General features: G+C 38.4%; 16 protein-coding genes and 1 tRNA gene. 8 read left to right on the top strand and 9 right to left on the bottom strand.

The window, feature by feature from the left end; all coding sequences use genetic code 11:
* Positions 1 to 8 precede the first annotated feature (8 nt).
* The 3 genes from ptsI to rsgA all read right to left on the bottom strand — a co-directional run bounded on the left by ptsI (position 9) and on the right by rsgA (position 3,272).
* Positions 9 to 1,736 carry a phosphoenolpyruvate-protein phosphotransferase PtsI gene (gene ptsI, locus C3V42_RS07680; protein WP_106014174.1) on the bottom strand — a complete coding sequence of 576 codons (1,728 nt, stop codon included), beginning with the start codon at positions 1,734 to 1,736 and terminating at the stop codon, positions 9 to 11.
* A 78-nt stretch (positions 1,737 to 1,814) separates the two neighbouring features.
* Entirely contained in the window at positions 1,815 to 2,072 is a 258-nt protein-coding gene (gene ptsH / locus C3V42_RS07675) for a phosphocarrier protein Hpr (RefSeq protein WP_009500977.1), read from the bottom strand.
* 159 nt (positions 2,073 to 2,231) lie between these two features.
* Positions 2,232 to 3,272, bottom strand: a complete 1,041-nt coding sequence (gene rsgA, locus C3V42_RS07670; protein ID WP_106014173.1) for a small ribosomal subunit biogenesis GTPase RsgA — start codon at positions 3,270 to 3,272, stop codon at positions 2,232 to 2,234.
* Positions 3,273 to 3,342: 70 nt separating this feature from the next.
* Here rsgA and orn point away from each other — a divergent pair, with 70 nt between their 5' ends.
* Both orn and C3V42_RS07660 read left to right on the top strand, forming a co-directional pair.
* Positions 3,343 to 3,891, top strand: a complete 549-nt coding sequence (gene orn, locus C3V42_RS07665) for an oligoribonuclease (RefSeq protein WP_009500975.1) — start codon at positions 3,343 to 3,345, stop codon at positions 3,889 to 3,891.
* 93 nt (positions 3,892 to 3,984) lie between these two features.
* A tRNA-Gly gene (locus C3V42_RS07660) sits at positions 3,985 to 4,060 on the top strand.
* A gap of 128 nt (positions 4,061 to 4,188) precedes the next feature.
* Here the strand turns inward: C3V42_RS07660 and wecA are convergent.
* Positions 4,189 to 5,256, bottom strand: a complete 1,068-nt coding sequence (gene wecA, locus C3V42_RS07655) for a UDP-N-acetylglucosamine--undecaprenyl-phosphate N-acetylglucosaminephosphotransferase (RefSeq protein ID WP_106014172.1) — start codon at positions 5,254 to 5,256, stop codon at positions 4,189 to 4,191.
* Positions 5,257 to 5,377: 121 nt separating this feature from the next.
* Between wecA and hemL the strand changes: the two genes are divergently transcribed.
* The gene (gene hemL / locus C3V42_RS07650) at positions 5,378 to 6,661 is read left to right on the top strand and encodes a glutamate-1-semialdehyde 2,1-aminomutase (RefSeq protein ID WP_106014171.1); all 1,284 of its coding nucleotides are present in this window, start codon (positions 5,378 to 5,380) and stop codon (positions 6,659 to 6,661) included.
* A gap of 34 nt (positions 6,662 to 6,695) precedes the next feature.
* Here the strand turns inward: hemL and glnD are convergent, their stop codons facing one another.
* Together glnD and map are read right to left on the bottom strand one after the other, a co-directional pair.
* The gene (gene glnD / locus C3V42_RS07645; protein ID WP_106014170.1) at positions 6,696 to 9,290 is read right to left on the bottom strand and encodes a bifunctional uridylyltransferase/uridylyl-removing protein GlnD; all 2,595 of its coding nucleotides are present in this window, start codon (positions 9,288 to 9,290) and stop codon (positions 6,696 to 6,698) included.
* A 93-nt stretch (positions 9,291 to 9,383) separates the two neighbouring features.
* On the bottom strand, positions 9,384 to 10,190 hold the full coding sequence (map, locus tag C3V42_RS07640; RefSeq protein WP_005638836.1) for a type I methionyl aminopeptidase: 807 nt from the start codon (positions 10,188 to 10,190) through the stop codon (positions 9,384 to 9,386).
* A 136-nt stretch (positions 10,191 to 10,326) separates the two neighbouring features.
* Here map and erpA point away from each other — a divergent pair, with 136 nt between their 5' ends.
* The 5 genes from erpA to argG all read left to right on the top strand — a co-directional run bounded on the left by erpA (position 10,327) and on the right by argG (position 15,942).
* Positions 10,327 to 10,671, top strand: coding sequence for an iron-sulfur cluster insertion protein ErpA (gene erpA / locus C3V42_RS07635; protein ID WP_005632606.1), 345 nt, complete (start codon positions 10,327 to 10,329; stop codon positions 10,669 to 10,671).
* Position 10,672: 1 nt separating this feature from the next.
* Complete coding sequence (locus C3V42_RS07630) at positions 10,673 to 11,026, top strand: YacL family protein (protein ID WP_106014169.1); 354 nt, start codon at positions 10,673 to 10,675, stop codon at positions 11,024 to 11,026.
* 6 nt (positions 11,027 to 11,032) lie between these two features.
* The gene (gene mrcB / locus C3V42_RS07625; RefSeq protein WP_106014168.1) at positions 11,033 to 13,390 is read left to right on the top strand and encodes a penicillin-binding protein 1B; all 2,358 of its coding nucleotides are present in this window, start codon (positions 11,033 to 11,035) and stop codon (positions 13,388 to 13,390) included.
* A gap of 168 nt (positions 13,391 to 13,558) precedes the next feature.
* Complete coding sequence (locus C3V42_RS07620) at positions 13,559 to 14,431, top strand: phosphoribosylaminoimidazolesuccinocarboxamide synthase (protein ID WP_005632612.1); 873 nt, start codon at positions 13,559 to 13,561, stop codon at positions 14,429 to 14,431.
* 176 nt (positions 14,432 to 14,607) lie between these two features.
* A complete protein-coding gene (gene argG, locus C3V42_RS07615) occupies positions 14,608 to 15,942 on the top strand; it encodes an argininosuccinate synthase (protein ID WP_106014167.1) in 1,335 nt (444 codons plus the stop codon).
* Positions 15,943 to 15,993: 51 nt separating this feature from the next.
* Here the strand turns inward: argG and C3V42_RS07610 are convergent, their stop codons facing one another.
* The 3 genes from C3V42_RS07610 to rnb all read right to left on the bottom strand — a co-directional run bounded on the left by C3V42_RS07610 (position 15,994) and on the right by rnb (position 20,819).
* The gene (locus tag C3V42_RS07610; protein WP_106014166.1) at positions 15,994 to 17,256 is read right to left on the bottom strand and encodes a cytosine deaminase; all 1,263 of its coding nucleotides are present in this window, start codon (positions 17,254 to 17,256) and stop codon (positions 15,994 to 15,996) included.
* 9 nt (positions 17,257 to 17,265) lie between these two features.
* On the bottom strand, positions 17,266 to 18,492 hold the full coding sequence (gene codB, locus C3V42_RS07605; protein ID WP_106014165.1) for a cytosine permease: 1,227 nt from the start codon (positions 18,490 to 18,492) through the stop codon (positions 17,266 to 17,268).
* A gap of 347 nt (positions 18,493 to 18,839) precedes the next feature.
* The gene (rnb, locus tag C3V42_RS07600) at positions 18,840 to 20,819 is read right to left on the bottom strand and encodes an exoribonuclease II (RefSeq protein WP_106014164.1); all 1,980 of its coding nucleotides are present in this window, start codon (positions 20,817 to 20,819) and stop codon (positions 18,840 to 18,842) included.
* Positions 20,820 to 20,877: the final 58 nt, after the last annotated feature.

The raw sequence follows: 20,877 nt of genomic DNA, 5'->3' as shown, positions 1-20,877 counted from the left end.
AATTTTGTCTAATTTAATGCATTTTCCGCCAAAAATTCTTCGATTAACTGCTCAATTTCCGAAGCAGTCGGTTTTTGTAATGCGGCATTAGCAAGAGCTTTTGCATCTTGGAAATTCACATTACGGATTAATTTTTTAATTCTAGGTACAGAAATAGCACTCATACTAAATTCATCTAATCCCATACCAAGTAACAATAAGGTTGCACGTTCATCACCCGCTAATTCACCGCACATTCCCGTCCATTTACCCTCTGCGTGAGAAGCATCAATTACTTGTTTAATTAAACCAAGCACAGATGGCTGCATCGGATTATAAAGATGTGAAATTAACTCATTGCCTCGATCCACCGCCAAAGTATATTGGGTTAAATCGTTAGTACCGATACTGAAGAAATCGACTTCTTTTGCTAAGAATTTTGCATTTACAGCAGCTGACGGTGTTTCAACCATGACACCCACTTGGATATGCTCATCAAAAGCTTTGCCTTCTGCACGTAATTCCACTTTTAATGCTTCAATAACCGCTTTTAATTCTCGAATTTCTTCTACAGAAATAATCATCGGGAACATCACCGCTAATTTACCAAACGCTGAAGCTCGTAATACTGCGCGTAATTGTGCATTTAAAATTTCACGGCGATCTAACGCAATGCGAATCGCACGCCATCCTAAGAATGGATTCATTTCTTTTGGTAAATCTAAATATGGAAGCTCCTTATCGCCACCAATATCCATAGTACGAAGCACAGTTAAACGCCCGTTCATTGCTTCTACGACTTCTTTATAGGCGATGAATTGCTCTTCTTCCGTCGGAAGCTGTTCACGATCCATAAATAAGAATTCCGTTCGGTATAAACCAATACCTTCCGCGCCATTGCGATCTGCTCCTTCACAATCACGGATTGTTCCGATATTCGCGACCACATCAACCTTGTGTCCATCCAATGTGATTGCGGGGAGATCTTTTAATTTAGCTAACTCTGCTTTTTCCTCAGAAATTTTAGCTTCAAGTGTTTTTAATTCATCAATCTGAGATTGTGTTGGATTGATATAAACTTGATTATTTATGGCATCTAAAATTAAGTAATCACCAGTATTCACCAATTCGGTCACATTATTTGTGCCTACAATTGCTGGTAATTCTAAAGAACGCGCCATAATAGAAGTATGAGAGGTTCTACCACCAATATCAGTGACAACCCCTAATACTTTTTCAAGATTAAGTTGAGCTGTTTCTGAAGGAGTCAGATCATAAGCGACAAGAATTGATTCTTCTTGAATATCGCCAAGATCTATTATGTACATGCCCAAAATATTTTTAATTAAACGGTTACCAATATCACGAATATCACCAGCACGCTCTTTTAAATATTCATCATCGATCTCCGACAACATTGTGACTTGTTGATCAATAATTTTGCTCGCTGCAACTGCGGCATTGACTTTATTTGAACGAAGATAATCAAGTATTTCTTCTTCTAATTCTTCATCCTCAAGAATCATCAAGTGACCTTCAAAGATCGCGGCTTTTTCTTCGCCTAAAGAAATTAATGCACGCTCTCTGATTGAATTAAGTTGTTCCACCGCCAATGCACGACCTTCATAAAATCGATCGACTTCTGCATCAATTTGATCATCAGTAATTTTTTGCGTATCAAGAACAATCTTTTCTTCTTTAAGAACAAGTGCCTTACCAAAGGCAATACCTGGGGATGCGAGAATGCCAGAAATCATAGATACCTTCCGAAATAATTAAAAAAGAGATAGATAAACAATAGCCATAAAATTCTCAATTTTATGGCTAAGTCAGTATTATTCTAAGGTTGGAATTAAAGCAACTAAATGGTCTACAGCCTGTTGCTCATCTTCACCTTCTGCAGAAATGGTGATCACAGTTCCTTGTGTTAAACCTAACGTCTGTAGCTTAAATAAACTTTTCGCACTTGCGCTTTTTCCTGCTGAAGTCACAGTAATATCAGATAAAAATGCCTTTGCTTCTTTCACAAATTGCGCAGCTGGGCGAGTATGTAAGCCATTTGGCGCAGTGATTTCGACATCTTTTGAGTACATAATGCTACCTCTACTAAATAATAGTTAAAAAATAAAAACTAAGAAATCACCTTAGTATCCTTGTTCAAAGCAAAATAATCAACAATAAACACAAAAAACTTGAACTAAATCGTGAAAAAACAACAAATATGCCTATTTTTTAGCCGCTTCACGCAATCGTTAAACTGCTGAAAAATGACGTTGTGATTTGGTTTCACTTAAACTTTCAATTAATCGATGATAATTATCATAACGCACTGGTGAAATTTTCCCTTGCTCGACCGCTTCACGTAATGCACATCCTGGATCGCTCAAATGTTTACAATCACGGAATTTACAGGTTCCCAAAACATATTGAAATTCTCGATACCCTTTTGTGATTTGCTCCGCATCTAAATGCCAAAGCCCAAATTCTCTAATTCCTGGCGAATCAATTAAATTACCACCTTGTGGCAAATGATAAAGACGCGATGATGTCGTCGTATGCTGCCCTAATCCTGATGTTTCACTAACATCACCTACTTGAGCGTTTACGCTAGGCAAAATATGATTAATTAAACTCGATTTACCGACACCCGATTGCCCAACAAAAATCGCCGTGCCTTGTGCCAAAAGTGCGGTTAATTTTTCCATATTTTCACCGCTCTTTGCTGAAATCATTAAAATTTCATAGCCAATATCTTGGTAAATTTTGAGTTGGTCTTCAATTTCTTGACGCTGTTCTTGCGCCAATAAATCCACTTTATTCAAAACAATGAGAGGCGTGATTCCCGCAATTTCACACACAACAAGATAACGATCGATAATATTTAAGGAAAGCGTTGGTAATACTGCTGATACAATAATAATACGATCAATATTCGCCGCAATGGGTTTCAAACCATCATAATAGTCAGGGCGGGAAATTTCATTTTCTCGAGGGTGAATTGCCTCAATCACACCACTCACACCTTGTAATTGTTCATTGCCTTTACGCCAAACGACTTTATCTCCCACCACCAAACTCGACAAGGTACGGCGCAAATTACAACGATAAATTTCGCCTTGTTTATTTTCGACATCAGCATGAATCGAATAACGCGTGACCACAACACCTTCTTGTGATTCGCCAAGCATTTCATCTGACCATTCAATCTCTTTTTTCTTATGGCGATGTAATGTTTTCGCATTATTCGATTGAATTCTTCTGGTTTGGTTCTGAGTTAATTTACGTTTAGCCATAAAAGTGCGGTCGTTTTTTCCCTTGTTTTTGGTAAAATGAAAAAAATTTTTGCATAGGATACCTGATATTATGCCATTCGATAAACAAAATCTTATTTGGATTGATTTAGAAATGACCGGTTTAGATCCGGAAAAAGAACGTATTATTGAAATTGCGACTATTGTGACAGATAAAAATTTGAATATTTTGGCTGAAGGCCCTGTATTGGCTGTTCATCAGTCTGATGAATTACTCAATAAAATGAATGATTGGTGCCAAAAAACACATAGTGAAAACGGCTTAATTGAACGCGTAAAAGCCAGCAAACTCACCGAACGTGCAGCAGAATTACAAACCTTAGACTTTTTAAAAAAATGGGTGCCGAAAGGTGCGTCGCCAATTTGCGGTAACAGTATTGCCCAAGATAAGCGCTTCTTAGTGAAATATATGCCTGATTTAGCCGATTATTTTCATTATCGTCATTTAGACGTGAGCACATTAAAAGAACTTGCAGCACGTTGGAAACCTGAAATTTTAGAAGGCTTTAAAAAAGAGAATACACATTTGGCGCTAGATGACATTCGAGAATCGATTAAAGAGCTAGCTTATTATCGCGAACATTTCATGAAATTAGATTGACGAAAACTTCAACAAAAAATTTCTTTTTATGAAATTGCCCTTGCAAGCCCTAAAAATATTTGTATAATGCGGGCTCATTCACTGATGTGAACTGCGGGAATAGCTCAGTTGGTAGAGCACGACCTTGCCAAGGTCGGGGTCGCGAGTTCGAGCCTCGTTTCCCGCTCCAAATTTCAATCCCTAGCCAAAAGGCTGGGGATTTTTTCTATCTACAAAACATATCGCCCAAATTCTAAAGTGCGGTGAATTTTCTCAAAAAATAAAGGCTTGCGATTTAATAACACAAACCTTTATTTTTTATGCTTTCTTCAACCGTTTTGCGCGACGTTTCATTCTTCTTACCCAACGGGTAATTCGCCATGCACGCGTAATTGAATAGACATAAAGGAAAAATAAAATGAAAAAGCCAACAAACATCGCCCACTCATTCACATAATAAATTTCCCCTAAAATACCAATCGTTGCACAAACTGCAGAAACAAACGTAATCAATAAAAAGGCTTGTCTTGATGTCAAACCCGCTCTCACCATTAAATGATGGACATGTAAACGATCTGGGCGGAATGGGCTTTTACCTTTACGTACACGGCGATAAATAATCGCAACCATGTCAATCAAAGGAATCGCAATAATCCAAAGTGCGGTTACAGGATTCATCGGATGCCCTTTTCCTTGCGTACTCAATAACAAAATCCAAATAATGGTAAAACCAATTAATGTACTCCCTGCATCGCCCATAAACACCTTATATTTCGGTCCAAATGGAATCCCTAGATTTAGCATCAAATAAGGTAAAATCGACGCAATTAAAGCAAAACTCCAATGCGCCATATCCATTTGCCCATCTCGATACATCAAGAAACCAATCGCGGCAAAAGAAACGCAAGAAAGCCCACCGAGCAATCCATCAATACCATCAATCATATTAAAGGCATTAATAATCGCGATAGTGGCAAATACGGTAATAATCAAACCAATTGAACCAAGCGTTAACTGGAAAGGTCCTAAAATCTGACCTAGATGATCCAGATAAACATTCCCAAGATCGATCATTAAAATCGCCAGAATTGCTTGAATCCCCGCTCTTAAGAAAGGACTGATATCAAAGCGATCATCTAAAATCCCTATCGCCAATAAAACAAAAATACTGAACAAATAAAGATACGGTAATCGAAGTTGATCCCATTCCATCAGGTAATAGCAAAGATTTCCAACAAAAAGCGATACGCCACCGATTAGCGGAATTGCGCCCTGGTGGCGTTTGCGATAATTTGGTTTATCAACTAATCCAATTTTATTTGCAATTGGACGCATTACGATAAGCGTAATAAATGCGCCTAAAAACGCAACTAAAAGACTCAACATAATTTGACCCTAAAATTTTTTGTAAAGGATAACATAAGGGAAATTTACCAATAAAGATATTTTTAACAAAGAGTCTATTTTTCAGTACAATACCGTCATTTTTATAAGAAAGGAAAAAACAATGACAGATTCAACCGCACTTTTTTCTCGTGCACAGTCCTTTATTCCAGGTGGAGTAAATTCCCCTGTACGCGCCTTTAAAGGCGTTGGTGGTACCCCCGTATTCATTCAAAAAGCGCAAGGTGCCTATATTTATGATACTAATGGAAAACAATATGTTGACTATGTTGGTTCTTGGGGGCCAATGATTTTAGGCCATAATCATCCATCGATCTTAAATGCTGTACTTAAAGCGGCTGAAAATGGTTTAAGTTTTGGTGCTCCCACCCCTTCTGAAATTGATTTAGCAGAACTGGTCTGTAATATTGTCCCTTCTATTGAAATGGTGCGTATGGTAAGTTCAGGCACCGAAGCAACGATGACGGCAATTCGCCTTGCTCGTGGTTATACTGGTCGTGATAAAATCTTAAAATTTGAAGGTTGTTACCATGGTCATTCAGACTCATTGCTTGTAAAAGCAGGCTCGGGCGCATTAACACTTGGTCAACCAAGCTCTCCAGGCGTACCTGAAGATTTTGCGAAATATACATTAACGGCAGAATACAATAATCTTGACTCAGTAAAAGCTCTATTTGAACAATATCCTGATAGTATTTCTTGTGTCATCATCGAGCCTGTAGCTGGCAATATGAATTGTGTTCCACCAAAATCGGGATTTTTACAAGGAATACGAGAACTTTGCGACAAATATGGCGCACTTTTCATCATTGATGAGGTTATGACAGGTTTTCGTGTGGCACTTGCTGGAGCACAATCTTATTATGGTGTAACACCTGATCTTACAACTCTAGGTAAAGTTATCGGTGGTGGAATGCCTGTCGGTGCGGTAGGGGGTAAAAAAGCTATCATGGAATATCTTGCCCCAACCGGTCCAGTATATCAAGCAGGAACACTTTCTGGTAATCCTATTGCAATGGCGGCAGGTTTAGCTTGCTTAAACGAATTGAAAAAACCAGGCAATGAACAACAACTTGCAATAAAAACAGAGAAACTTTGTCTAGGATTAAAATCCCTTGCCGAAAAACATCATGTACCTTTTGTCGTAAACTATGTAGGCGGTATGTTTGGTATTTTCTTCACTGAACAACAGGAAATAACATCCTATGCTGAAGTCATGAAATGCGACACCGAGAAATTTAAAATTTTCTTCCATAAAATGTTAGAACAGGGGATATACCTTGCGCCATCTGCTTTTGAGGCAGGATTTATGTCGCTCGCCCACACCGATGAAGATATAGAGAGAACGCTTTCGGCTGCAGATATTGCTTTTTCAGCGATTGCTTAGTGTTAAAATGCGGTGTGTTCCACCGCATTTTGGCTTATGATGTAACATCTTGGATAATCACATGGCGCAAGTTTTCTCTCTCCTCTCTTGCAAGAGCTTTCCCTAATTGATTCGTCAAAATAAAAAAGTCCTCGGCTTTCTCGCCCACAGTGGTAATTTTCGCATTCAATAAATTGAGATTTAACTCACTAAAAATCTGGCTCACTTGCGCTAATAACCCCGGTTTATCCAACGCAACCAGTTCCATTTCAGTATGCTCTTTTTTGTTTTCATGTAAAAAACGCACGTCTGTTTGCACAGTAAAATGTTGAAGCTGGCGATTAGGCGCAATAGAAAGCGCAGGCAATTTTTCACTTTGAAGGGCTACTGTTAGGGCTTGCTCTAGTTCTCGGCGACGATCAAATTCCACTAATTCACCGTTAAGTTCCGTGATGATAAAGCTATCAAAAACATAACCATCTTGTGTCGTAATAATCTGTGCATCATGGATACTGAATTTTTTGGCGCCAATGGTACTCACCACTTTATTAAATAAGTGCGGTTGATCTTGGCAATAAATAAACACTTCCGTGCCACCAAGTGAAAAGCGATTACTAATTTTCACTAATAATGCCTCAGCGAAGTCCACCAGCAAACTTGTATGCCACGCGATTTGCTTTGGCGTATTACGCACAAAATAATCTTCAGGACAACGAGCCCATAATTGCTCAATCGAGATTGGTGCAATATCTAAATAATCCTGCGTTAAAATTTGTTGTGCAAGTTTTCGGTTTTCTTCCGATTTTTCAGAGTAATCAAGTAATTCTTTCATGCCTTGTGCAAATTGCTGTTCGGTAAATTCATATAAAGAGGCAAAAAGCGAACGTTTCCAACTATTCCATAAATTACCATTGGTTGCACAAATATCCGCTACCGTTAAACAGGTGAGATAATCTAGCCGAACTTGATTTTGCACGGCTTCCGCAAAATTCATGACGACTTCAGGATCATGAATATCACGGCGTTGCGCAGTAATTGACATCAGCAAATGAGATTGAACTAACCAAGCAAGGGTATCAATTTCTCGACGATCTAAACCATGTAATTGCGCAAAGTCTGCTACGTCTTCTGCGCCAAGTTCTGCATGATCACCACCCCGCCCTTTTGCAATATCGTGGAATAACGCTGCAATATAAAGCAAAGTGCGGTCAGAAAGTTGGCTAAAAATTCGATGGACAATGGGATGTTCTTGCGCACTTTCCTGTGACAGAAAACTTTCCAATTTCAACATCACTCGCAATGTATGCTCATCCACCGTATAAATATGGAATAAATCAAATTGCATTAAACCCTCAATGGCTTGCCATTGCGGAAGATACGTAGTTAATACGCCATATTGGTGCATCGGCATAAACGCACGCTTAATCGCATTAGGTTGATTAAACAAACGTAGAAATTTTTCTCGAGCCTCAGGAATTTCACATAATTTTTGTGGTAGTTGATCTAAGGAAATTTGTAATTGACGCAAAGTATCAGAATGAATATTGGCCTGTTCGTACTGCGTTAAATAAAAGAATAGATCTAAAATTCGTTCTGGTTTTTCTTGAAAAACAAGACTATTACGCAAACACAAGCATTGGTTAATCAGTTGAAAATCATCGTCTAACTGATGAATCATGCTGTCCTGATTTGATGAAAGCACATTTTCTCGATAATGCTGAATCAGCAAATTACTAATAAGCGAAATTCGGTGCAATGCTTGGAAAAAACATTTCATCATTTTTTCCACAGATTGATTCCCTTCCCCTCGGAAACCCAACAATTCGCTGACTTTAATTTGACGATCAAACAACAGGCGATTATCGTAGCGTTTCAAAATCAAATGCAAAGCGAACCGAACTTTAAATAAAAATGCACGACTTTCTTGTAGTTGCTGATATTCTTGAGGATAAATAAAACCGCTTTGTAAAATGGCCTCAAGGGTCAGCGCCCCCGAATGGCGCAAAGCCACCCAATACAACAAATGCAAATCACGCAAACCACCAGGGCTGTACTTAATATCTGGCTCAAGGTTATAAGCCGTATTGTGATAACGCTGATAACGTTCTATTTGCTCTTGCACTTTGGCATTAAAAAAATCTTCTTTCGACCAAAAATCAGCACGCTTTACCAATTCATTTAGCGCATCAAAGTGCGGTCGATTTCCAACAAGAAATCTGGCTTCTAATAAATTGGTGGCGATCGTAATATCTTGTTTTCCTTCCGACTCGCATTGTTCTAAGGTTCGAACACTATTTCCCACCTCAAAGCCACAATCCCATAAAAATTGGATAAATTGGGTGATCTTTTCTTCAATATCTTGGCTAGGTATTTGCTTCACCAAAATTAAAAAATCGAGATCCGACAAAGGAAACATCTCACGCCGTCCATAACCGCCCACTGCAATTAAAGCAATCCCCTGCAATTCACTTAATCCCATTTCCTGCCAAAGTTGAATCAATAAGGCATCATAAAAATCACTGCGATTTTCAATAAGCTCAAAAATGGAATAACGAGAAAAATTCTCTAGCTCAAATTGCTTAAGATTTTCTCGTTCAATTTTGACCGCACTTGGCGTTAAAGGAGAAGATAGTGTCGGAGAAAACAGCATATTAATTGTCTTTTGTTAAATCGAAATCGCTTTATTATAAAGAAAAACAAAAAGGGCGTATATCTACGCCCTTATCTTATCATTTAATGTCAATTACACATTCACCATAATGCGTGAAATTCGACCTTCTGCAATTTCTTCATCGCGGATAGTCATCACTTCACAACCAGTTTCTGTGACAACAAGTTGATGTTCGTATTGTGCTGAATGGCTACGATCTTTGGTTTTTACTGTCCAACCATCTCCCATAACGCGCACCTCTTTTTTGCCCGCATTAATCATTGGTTCAATCGTGAACACCATACCTGGTTTTAAAATTACACCACCATCATCTGCGTAATAATGCAATACTTGAGGTTCGCAGTGAAATTCTGTACCAACACCATGTCCGCAATATTCACGCACAACGCTGAAAGTTTGACTTTCAGTATATTTTTGCACGGCTTTACCTATTTCATTTAAACGAATACCTGGTTTTACTGTGCGCAATCCCACGTATAGGGCTTCTTGTGCCGCTTCCACTAACTTTTTACTACGAATATTCGTTTCACCGCCCACGATATACATTTTTGAGTTATCGCCAAAATAACCGTCTTTAATCACCGTGACATCAATATTCACAATATCGCCATTTTTAAGCACTTTATCGTCACTTGGAATACCGTGACAGACAACTTCGTTAATGGAAATACAGGTCGCCTTTGGGAAACCGTGATAATTCAAACACGCAGGGATAACCTTTTGTTCATTCACCATATATTCATGGCAAATTCGATCAAGTTCGCCTGTAGTTACCCCTGCTTTTACGTAAGGTTCAATCATCACCAGCACATCCGAAGCCAATTTACAGGCCTCACGTAGTTTTACAATTTCTTTTTCTGTTCTAATTGGAATAGCCATTTTATTTCACCTTTTTTGAAAAAATTTTTGCGAGATTATAGCACGATTTCTAGGAAAAAACTGGATTACACTTGAATGGAGTAAATGGTTATTAGATAATAACGAAATTCAAATTTTCGGGAAGCGGGAAATAATTATGACAGATAACATTGCAGTACCATTGACATTTACTGATGCAGCAGCGAATAAAGTAAAAAGTTTAATCAGCGAAGAAGAAAACACTAATTTGAAATTACGCGTATATATCACGGGAGGCGGTTGCAGCGGTTTCCAATATGGTTTTACTTTTGATGAAAAAGTGAATGAAGGCGATTTAACAATTGAAAAATCAGGGGTTCAACTTGTGATTGACCCAATGAGTTTACAGTATTTAATCGGTGGTACCGTCGATTACACTGAAGGTTTAGAAGGTTCACGCTTTACTGTAAATAATCCAAATGCTACCAGCACTTGTGGCTGTGGTTCATCCTTTAGTATCTAAGATGGATTTTCAATTTACACATTATCAAGGCAATGTATCCGTAAAATGTTCGATGGAACACATTGCCCTTGCTAACTGGTTCAATACTGAAGTGCGGTCAAATCCAAAGGCGATTTTGACCGCACTTTCTACTGCGCAATCCCTCTCTGAAAATCAAGAAGAGATCTTAATCGGCGCAGAATATACATTGTTTTTAGATGCTGATGAAATAATGGTACGAGCGAATAATCTCGCCATTGAAACCGATGAAATTCTGGAAGACGATTTTCATTATTATGATGAAGAAAGCATTGCTTTTTGTGGCACGAAAGATTTTATCCATTTCCTCGAAGCTTACGTTGATTTTATCTCTTAACCGACTATGACCACCGAAAACGTTCAAAAAAATCCCGAAGAAAAAACACCTAAAAAACGCCGTTCTTTCAAAAGCTTTCTATTAAAAGTAGCGTTTACTGGTGCGGTATTAACTGTATTTTATGGCGGATATTTAGATTGGCAAATCCGTTCAAAAATGGACGGGCAAATTTGGCGTTTGCCCGCTGAAGTGTATAGCCGCATTGAAAGTGTGAAAATTTCAGATAATCTCGCTTTCGATGAAGTGATTCAAATTTTATTAGATAACGAATATCGCCAAACGACCATGGTAGCCGCACCAGGCGATTTCAAATTAGAAGATGATACCATTGTGGTTCTTCGCCGCGCGTTCCCTTTCCCTGATAAACCAGAACCACAACGAGTTTTACGTTTACGTTTTGTCGATAACAAACTCAATCGAATTGAAGATCTCGTTTCCGTAAAAGCAATCGATGAATTTCGCCTTGCACCAAAATTGATTGCAATGTTGGAATCTGATAATGAAGATCGCCTTGCAATTCCTTTACAAAATTACCCGCGCTTATTGATTGACGCCTTAATTTTAACGGAAGATCGCCGTTTTTATGATCATCATGGTATAAACCCAGTGGGGATTATACGAGCATTAATTACCAATATCCGTGCGGGGCAAACGGTACAAGGTGGTAGTACGCTCACTCAACAACTCGTAAAAAATTTATTTTTATCAAGCGAACGTACGATTACCCGTAAAGCGAACGAAGCCTTGATGTCATTGGTGTTAGATTGGCGTTATGATAAAAACCGCATTCTCGAAACCTATCTCAATGAAATTTATCTCGGACAAAATGGCGATACGCAAATTCACGGTTTTGAATTAGCTAGCCAATTCTATTTTGGTCGTTCAATTCGTGAAATCAGCTTAGATCAAATTGCACTTTTAGTCGGGATGGTCAAAGGTCCTTCACTTTATAATCCTTGGCGTAATCCTCAGAATGCCTTAGAGCGTCGTAATATTGTTTTAAAGCTCATGCTTGAACATAAAATGATCGGCGATGAACTTTACCAATTATTAAGCCAACGACCTTTAGGTGTTCAACAAAAAGGACAAATCTCCCGTAAATATCCGTCATTTATTCAGACTTTACAGGCGGATTTACGTCGTGAACTAGGCGAACATAAAATATCCAGTTTACTTGGCGCACGTATTTTCACCACAATGGATTTAAAACAACAAGCCCAAGCAGAAAATGCAGTGGTGAATACAGTTTCACAACTACAACTGAAAACTAAAAATCCATATTTAGAAGGAGCCATGATTGTTGCGGATTACCGTGTGGGTGAAATTCGTGCGGTAGTAGGTGGTTTGCAAACGCAATATGCAGGCTTTAATCGTGCATTAATGGCAAAACGTCAGATTGGTTCTTTAGTCAAACCATCAATTTATTTGACCGCACTTTCGAATCCTGAACAGTTCCGTTTGAATACCCCAATTAATAACCAGCCAATTACGATTAATGTCAAAGGTAGCCCACCGTGGCAACCGCGCAACTATGACAAAAAATATAGTGGTTCAGTGATGTTAATGGATGCCTTAGCGCGTTCTTTAAATATTCCAACTGTGAATATTGGGATGAAAGTCGGCTTGAGCAAAGTCATTGATACACAAAAAGCAATGGGATGGGATAATGTGGAAATTCCAAAAGTGCCCGCTATGTTGCTCGGGGCTTATACTATCTCACCTTATGATGTCACAAAACTTTATCAAACTATTGCGAATCAAGGTGGACGGATTGAGCTCACAACCGTCGATACCATTGCAGATCGCCAAGGAAATATCATTTATCAACATGATAAAACCGCAAAACAAGTGGTGCCGCAAGAAGCCGCATTCCAAACGTTATTTGCGATGCAACAAACTGTTGAACGTGGTACAGCTCGTAGCTTGCAAAATGATTATGCGGATTTACGTTTAGCCGGTAAAACAGGGACAACAAATGATGCGCGTGATACTTGGTTCGTGGGGATCGATGGAAAAAATATCAGCACGGTTTGGCTTGGTCGCGATGATAATGGTGAAACAAAACTTACTGGCGCATCAGGCGCATTACAGATTTATAAAGATTATTTAAGCCATACTTATATTGAGAAATTGAAGCTAAATAAACCTGCGAATATGAAATGGGTTGGTATTACCCAACATGGCAGCTGGGATTGTGACAGCAATCGAGTGATCCCAGTTTGGGTGAATAATGGGCAAAATTTCTGTGGAGGCACACCAAATGCTTCTACATCGCCAGCTACTCCACCAGCTGAAACAGAAATTGCTCCTCGACAAGAAAGCGTCTGGGATGTATTGGATAACCCAAATCCACCCGCACAATAATTAATCGCGGTATATTTCTAATAGTAAGCAAATATTTTGAAGCGAAAAAACTACACATCCCCTGAAATTTCAGGGGATTTTTTTATTTCTTTAAAAAAATAGCAAACGTTTGCTTTAAAAGTGCGGTACAATACGCGCCAGTTTTTACTTTCATACAGGTGCAAAACGATGACACAACAACTCCCTACTCTAAGTCTAAAAAAAATCTATTCAGGTAAAGTACGTGATCTCTATGAAATCGATGATAAACGCATGCTAATGGTTGCTTCTGACCGCTTATCTGCGTTTGATGTTATTTTAGATGATCCCATTCCACGAAAAGGTGAAATCCTGACCCAAATTTCCAATTTTTGGTTTAACAAACTTGCTCACATTATGCCGAATCATTTCACTGGCGAGAGTGTTTATGATGTGTTGCCAAAAGAAGAAGCCGATTTAATCAAAGATCGAGCTGTAGTGTGTAAACGTTTGAATCCCATTAAAATTGAATCTATCGTACGTGGCTATTTAACTGGCAGTGGTTTAAAAGATTACAAACAAACTGGAACCATCTGCGGATTAAAATTACCTGAAGGCTTAGTTGAAGCCAGTAAATTACCAGAACCTATTTTCACCCCATCAAGTAAAGAAGCCGTAGGCAATCACGATATAAATATCAGCTATGCTGAATGTGAAAAACTCATCGGGGCTGATTTAGCCGCACAAGTAAAAGAAAAAGCTATCGCACTTTATACTGCAGCTGCAGAATATGCACTGACTAAAGGCATTATTATTTGCGATACAAAATTTGAATTTGGTTTAGATGAAAATGGTACGCTCACCTTAATGGATGAAGTATTAACACCTGACTCTAGCCGTTTTTGGTCTATCGATACTTATCAAGAAGGGATTAATCCTCCCTCATTCGATAAACAATTTGTACGCGATTGGTTAGAAAATAGCGGCTGGAATAAACAAGCGCCTGCACCGAAAGTACCAGAAAATATTATTCAGAAAACTGTTGATAAATATCAGGAAGCGCTGGATTTATTAACAAAATAGAGATCAAAATCCCTGCTATTTACAGCGGGGATTTTTATGCATGATGACAACTAAAGATTTTTAGTCTAAATACATAAAAGGCTAGACAAACATAAAAAGTGCGGTTATATTTAAATGACTTTTTATTCAAATAAAATGATTAATTATTCAATCTAAATTATAAACAAGGAAAAGATATGTCAAATACAATTCTACAACATTTACCTGAAGGGCAAAAAGTCGGTATCGCTTTTTCTGGCGGACTAGACACTAGTGCAGCATTACTTTGGATGCGTCAAAAAGGTGCAGTGCCTTATGCATACACCGCTAATTTAGGTCAACCTGATGAAGATGATTACAGCGCAATCCCTAAAAAAGCAATGGCGTATGGTGCTGAAAATGCGCGATTAATTGATTGTCGTGCTCAGCTTGCTCATGAAGGCATTGCGGCAATTCAATGCGGTGCATTCCATATTTCTACAGGCGGAATTCCTTACTTCAATACGACGCCACTTGGTCGCGCTGTAACCGGAACGATGCTCGTTGCAGCAATGAAAGAAGACGATGTAAATATTTGGGGGGATGGCTCAACATTCAAAGGGAATGACATCGAACGTTTCTATCGTTATGGTTTATTAACAAACCCGAATTTAAAAATCTATAAACCTTGGTTAGATGCGCAATTTATTGAAGAACTTGGTGGCCGCTTTGAAATGTCTCAATTTCTTATCGAAAATGGTTTTGACTATAAAATGTCAGTTGAAAAAGCATACTCGACAGATTCCAATATGCTGGGTGCAACTCATGAAGCAAAAGACTTGGAGCAATTAAGCACAGGCATGAAAATTGTTAAACCAATTATGGGTGTAGCATTTTGGGATGACAATGTAGAAATTAAACCAGAAACAGTCACTGTCACTTTTGAAGAAGGCATCCCTGTCGCATTAAATGGTAAACGCTTTGATAATGCAGTTGATATTATTCTAGAAGCCAATCGTGTCGGTGGCCGTCATGGTTTAGGGATGTCTGACCAAATCGAAAATCGTATTATTGAAGCAAAATCTCGTGGTATTTATGAAGCGCCGGGGATGGCATTATTGCATATCGCTTACGAACGTTTAGTAACTGGTATTCACAATGAAGATACCATCGAACAATATCGTATTAATGGTATCCGTTTAGGCCGTTTGTTATACCAAGGCCGTTGGTTTGATCCACAAGCATTAATGCTGCGTGAAACAGCACAACGTTGGGTGGCAAAAGCAATTACGGGTACAGTAACACTTGAACTTCGTCGTGGTAACGACTTCACTATCTTAAATACCGAATCACCGAACTTAACCTACGAAGCAGAGCGTTTAAGTATGGAAAAAGTGGAAGATGCTCCATTTGATCCAAGTGATCGTATCGGTCAATTAACAATGCGTAATTTAGATGTATCTGACACCCGAGGCAAACTTGGTATCTATGCACAAACAGGTTTATTAAGCGCAATTAAAGATTCAGTATTGCCACAATTAGGTAAGAAATAAGATAAAAGTGCGGTTCAAATTTCTCTTAAATTTTGACCGCACTTGCAGTGGCTAACGATAGTTCACTTGTTCACTATCGGATAAATGAATGGTAGTTTTTGCCAGCTGTGTCTCAGAAATCACCTTACCATGACGAATAGAATAGCGTGTAGGAACTTGGCGGCGTACGGCATCAAAGCCATTTTCTGCAGGTAATACAATAAAGTTTGCACTGTTACCTTCTTGGATTCCATAATCCGTTAAACCTAATGCTTTCGCACTATTTTCAGTGACCAGTTTCAAACCATCATTAATTTGACCATATCCCATTAACTGGCAAACATGTAATCCCATGTGTAATACCTGTAGCATATTCGCTGTACCGAGTGGATACCAAGGATCAAACACATCATCATGCCCAAAACAAACATTGATATTATTTTTGAGCATCTCTTTTACTCGTGTTACACCACGACGTTTTGGATAGGTATCAAAGCGTCCTTGAAGATGAATATTCACTAATGGATTTGCCACGAAATGAATTTTTGACATTTTTAGTAATCGGAAAAGGCGTGATGCATAAGCATTATTATATGAATGCATGGCTGTTGTATGGCTTGCTGTCACTTTTTCACCCATGTCATATTTCAAAGCTAATGCCGCAACCGTTTCAACAAAACGAGATTGTTCATCATCAATCTCATCACAATGAATATCAATCTGCTTGTTGTACTTGCTAGCAATATCAAAAGCGATATGCATCGACTCTACACCATACTCACGGGTAAATTCAAAATGAGGGATACCGCCAACAACATCAGCGCCCATCTCCATAGCCTGATCTAATAATTTCTCACCATTTGGATAAGACAAAATACCTTCTTGTGGAAATGCTACAATCTGTAAATCCACCCAAGGTGCGATTTCTTTTTTGACTTCAAGCATGGCTTTTAGCGCAGTTAATGTTGGATCAGAGACATCAACATGAGTACGGACATACTGAACCCCATTTGCAATCTGCCATTTTAATGTCTTCCATGCGCGAGATTTTACATCTTCATGGCTTAATAATGATTTACGCTCAGCCCAACGTTCAATCCCTTCAAATAAGGTACCCGATTGATTCCAATTTGGCTGCCCTGCGGTTTGTGTCGCATCTAAATGAATATGAGGCTCGACGAATGGAGGATAAACAATCCCTTCTTCACCATCGAGTATCTCACCTGAATAATTAAAAACCTCATCTTGAGAAAAAATTCGACTAATTTTTCCTTCTTCAATTAAAATCTGCCATAACCCTTCGCGATTATGAATATGTACATTTTTAACTAACATTCTTTTTCCTTATTTCATCGCTAATTTTTTACCGAGTAATGGTGTTAAAACAAAATAGGTAACAGCCCCACCAATTACTGCATTTACAGGAATAATGCCTGGTAATAATTTACCACAAGCCACACCAACAATAACTGAAACAATAGCAGTCCAATTTATATTTAAGAATCTAGCTTGTTCAAAATTTTCATAAGCTTTACGACGTAAAATATAATCAGCAATAATGACACCACCAACGGGAGGAATTGCTGAAGATAAGAAAGTAAGCCAACCGACGAAATTATTATATAACCACAAGGCACATAAGGTTCCGATAATACCATTGACGACGGATAAAATTCGGCTACTTAATCCTGTAATATTCGCAAAACCTAAACCCGAAGCATAAAGCGCGTTATCATTTGTTGTCCAAATATTTAAACCGAGCACAATAATGGCTGGAATAATAAGGCCTTGAGCAACCATCACATCAGAAATATCTGCCATTCCAGTCACTGCCGCGCCTGCAGCACCAAAAATAAACATCAATGAGTTACCTAAAAAGAAAGCAATCATACTAATAATGATTGCTTGCTTTGCTTTTCGACCAAATCGGACAAAATCGGCTGTTAATGAGCCTGCACTAATAAAAGAGCCTACAACTAATGTGATCGCCATTGAGAGTGGAATGCTTTCTTTTGGCACAATATGTTGTAATACTTCTAAACCACCGCCATTAGTAACGGCAAGATAAACTGAGTAAGAACCTAATATGGCAATAGCTGGTACAGCAATAGTGGAGAGAATCGTCAGCGCTGAAATACCAAAGAAGACTGTAATCGTCATCAATAAACCTGAGCCAAGAATTAAATAATTCACATCAATACCCGTTACTTTATTAACTGGGATTGCAAACATCGCCACGCCAACACCAAACCAACCAACTTGAGTGCCGCCAAGCAATAAGGAGGGTAACCAAGATCCTCGAATACCAAATGAATATCGCGCTAAAATATGCGTAGTTAATCCTGTTTTAGCCCCGATATACCCAAGAAAAGAAGTATAAATACCTAACATTAAGTTACCTAGAATAACGGCAAGCCAGAAATCATTATAAGTTAACGACGTACCTAATGTTCCCCCCGTCCACATACTTGCTGAAAAGAATGTTAAACCTAACATCACAAATGTTAAGGCAATCATACCTTTTCGTTCATTTAAAGGAACGGGTTTTAAACTAAAATTTTCCGAACTCATGAAATAATCTCCTCCCAAATAAAAGATCGAGGCATTCTAATACGATAAAAACACAAAAGCAAACGTTTGCGCAACTAACTATAAAACAGATAAATTTGAATACTTATAGTTTTTAACAATATCGCTTTGATAAGCAGATAAATTAATTAGTGCTTTTACTATTAAAATTGACATACATCAATTTTTCAGAACACAAAAAGGCATTACAAACGGAATAATTTGGCGTGCATTATGCTTAATTACACTTCAGAACTTTTGGATAAAAAGTGCGGTATAAACGAAGAAAGTTTTTAAAAAAGAAAAAACCGATTTTCAATCACTGAAAATCGGTTTAAAGAAGAACAATTTTATTGAACGATTTCACCGACAATACTGCGAGTTGCTTCTTTCACTTCCGTAAGTTTCACTTTCACAATATCACCTATTTTGTAAATGCGCTCACCTTTAATATAAAGGGCAATCTCATCAGAATTCACCTGCATTTCTTCTTTATTATTATGTAAAGTTGAAGCAGGTATAAACATTGAGGCGCCATTTTCTAATAATTGCACACGTAATCCACCACGCATCACATCTTGCACTTCCGCCTCAAATTCAGCATTTGATGCAACTTTATCAGCAAGATAACGGCAATATAACCAATCTGCAATATCACGTTCTACTAAGCGATTTTGGCGACGAGCCTCTTGTAAACGAGCCAGCACCTCATCTTGTGGCTTATTACAAGCTTGTTGTGTCAATACGGCTTTAATTAAACGATGGTTCACCATATCAGAATACTTACGAATTGGTGATGTCCATGTCGCATACCCTTCTAAACCAAGACCAAAGTGCGGTGCTAATTCCGATTTAAATTCGGCGAAAGTTAAATAACGACGTAAACGGAATTCTAAATAGTCACCTTCAATCGGTTCAATATCATGACGCATTTGGCAATAACCTTTTAAGGTTGCCAAATTTTCTACCGAATAACGTTCAGCAAGTTCAGCTTGATTTTCTTCATTGGCTAAATTTGCCATTAAGAAATTATGTGCATTTTCTAAGAATTTTTTATCAAAACCAGTGTGTGTATTGAAAATACCGGTTTTAGCATGCTCCGCTAAGAATTGGGCGGCACAAATGTTGGCAATGATCATGGATTCTTCCACGATTTGATTTGCAATACGGCGATATTCCGCTTTAATTTCTTTCACTTTGCCATTTTCAGCGAGAATAAAAGAGTAGTCTGGTTTCTCTTTAAATAACAAGGAATGGGTTTTACGCCATTGAATACGTGCTTGAGTAAATTGATGTAACCAATCAATTTGCTGTGCAATTTCTGATGTTTCGGGTTGCCATGAATTGTCTGCCTGTTCTAAATAATCCGACACTTTGTTATAAGCCAATTTCGCTTTAGATTGAACATAAGCCGAAACAAAATGCGGTTTGGCCGTAATATTGCCTTCAAGATCCGTTTCGATATAACAAACAAGCGCTGGACGCGTTTCATTTGCGATTAACGAACATAATTCATCAGATAATTCGCGTGGCAACATTGGGATGTTAAAGCCTGGCAAATAATTGGTGAAACAACGCTGTCTCGCATCTTTTTCAATTTGAGAATCTAACGCAATATAGGCAGTTGGATCCGCAATCGCAACAACTAATTCCCAACCTGTTTGTACTGCATTTTGTTCGATAGGCTCGATATATAAGGCATCGTCCATATCCATTGTACTTTCAGAGTCAATCGTCACAAAATGAAGTGCGGTCAGATCTTCACGAGTTTGTTGATCTAACATTTCATAACTTTCAGCGCCTTGAACAGGATAACGAGATTGCTCATGACGTGCCAATGTTACCCACCAAGGAGCGAATTCATCATCGGCTCGGCAAATAAACTGATTAATAGTGGCATAGAAAAAGCGATCATCACGTAATGGGTGCGTTTTCAAATTTGCGACGACCCAGTCGCCTTCTTGTAATTCTTCTTTGACGGATTTAGCTTGTTGCGCACCAATGGGTTGGTTGATACTTGGATGATCAACCAAAACTTGCAATTTCTTGTCTTTATTGAACCGCACTTTGGCAATAAAGCGCGTGAGCATTGGCTCAATTAATTCTTCAGGTTCAGCTTGCTCTTTATCGCCTTGCTTTTCAATAGTGGCTTTGATTTTGTCACCGTGCATCACCTTTTTCATTGAAGGCGGTGCAATGAAATAAGTCTTCTTATCGCACTCTAAAAAACCATAGGCTTTATCTGTGCTTTTTACCACGCCTTCTACATGCTCTTTGCTGTCGTGGATTTGTTGTTTAAGCTGTGCGAGTAAAGGATTATCTTGAAACATAGTTATATTTTAAAAAAGAGAAAAGGCAGACTGAAAAGCCTGCCTAAAAAAGAATGTA

The organism is Haemophilus sp. oral taxon 036 (genome assembly GCF_002998595.1).
GTDB classification, from domain to species: domain Bacteria; phylum Pseudomonadota; class Gammaproteobacteria; order Enterobacterales; family Pasteurellaceae; genus Haemophilus; species Haemophilus haemolyticus_K.
Note: the sequence above shows the minus strand (reverse complement) of the source record. Positions and strands in the feature narration are given on the sequence as shown.

Excerpts from the sequence above, each read along its gene's own strand:
- ptsI (WP_106014174.1), bottom strand. The coding sequence starts at position 1,736 with ATGATTTCTGGCATTCTCGCATCCCCAGGTATTGCCTTTGGTAAGGCA.
- ptsH (WP_009500977.1), bottom strand. The coding sequence starts at position 2,072 with ATGTACTCAAAAGATGTCGAAATCACTGCGCCAAATGGCTTACATACT.
- rsgA (WP_106014173.1), bottom strand. The coding sequence starts at position 3,272 with ATGGCTAAACGTAAATTAACTCAGAACCAAACCAGAAGAATTCAATCG.
- orn (WP_009500975.1), top strand. The coding sequence starts at position 3,343 with ATGCCATTCGATAAACAAAATCTTATTTGGATTGATTTAGAAATGACC.
- wecA (WP_106014172.1), bottom strand. The coding sequence starts at position 5,256 with ATGTTGAGTCTTTTAGTTGCGTTTTTAGGCGCATTTATTACGCTTATC.
- hemL (WP_106014171.1), top strand. The coding sequence starts at position 5,378 with ATGACAGATTCAACCGCACTTTTTTCTCGTGCACAGTCCTTTATTCCA.
- glnD (WP_106014170.1), bottom strand. The coding sequence starts at position 9,290 with ATGCTGTTTTCTCCGACACTATCTTCTCCTTTAACGCCAAGTGCGGTC.
- map (WP_005638836.1), bottom strand. The coding sequence starts at position 10,190 with ATGGCTATTCCAATTAGAACAGAAAAAGAAATTGTAAAACTACGTGAG.
- erpA (WP_005632606.1), top strand. The coding sequence starts at position 10,327 with ATGACAGATAACATTGCAGTACCATTGACATTTACTGATGCAGCAGCG.
- C3V42_RS07630 (WP_106014169.1), top strand. The coding sequence starts at position 10,673 with ATGGATTTTCAATTTACACATTATCAAGGCAATGTATCCGTAAAATGT.
- mrcB (WP_106014168.1), top strand. The coding sequence starts at position 11,033 with ATGACCACCGAAAACGTTCAAAAAAATCCCGAAGAAAAAACACCTAAA.
- C3V42_RS07620 (WP_005632612.1), top strand. The coding sequence starts at position 13,559 with ATGACACAACAACTCCCTACTCTAAGTCTAAAAAAAATCTATTCAGGT.
- argG (WP_106014167.1), top strand. The coding sequence starts at position 14,608 with ATGTCAAATACAATTCTACAACATTTACCTGAAGGGCAAAAAGTCGGT.
- C3V42_RS07610 (WP_106014166.1), bottom strand. The coding sequence starts at position 17,256 with ATGTTAGTTAAAAATGTACATATTCATAATCGCGAAGGGTTATGGCAG.
- codB (WP_106014165.1), bottom strand. The coding sequence starts at position 18,492 with ATGAGTTCGGAAAATTTTAGTTTAAAACCCGTTCCTTTAAATGAACGA.
- rnb (WP_106014164.1), bottom strand. The coding sequence starts at position 20,819 with ATGTTTCAAGATAATCCTTTACTCGCACAGCTTAAACAACAAATCCAC.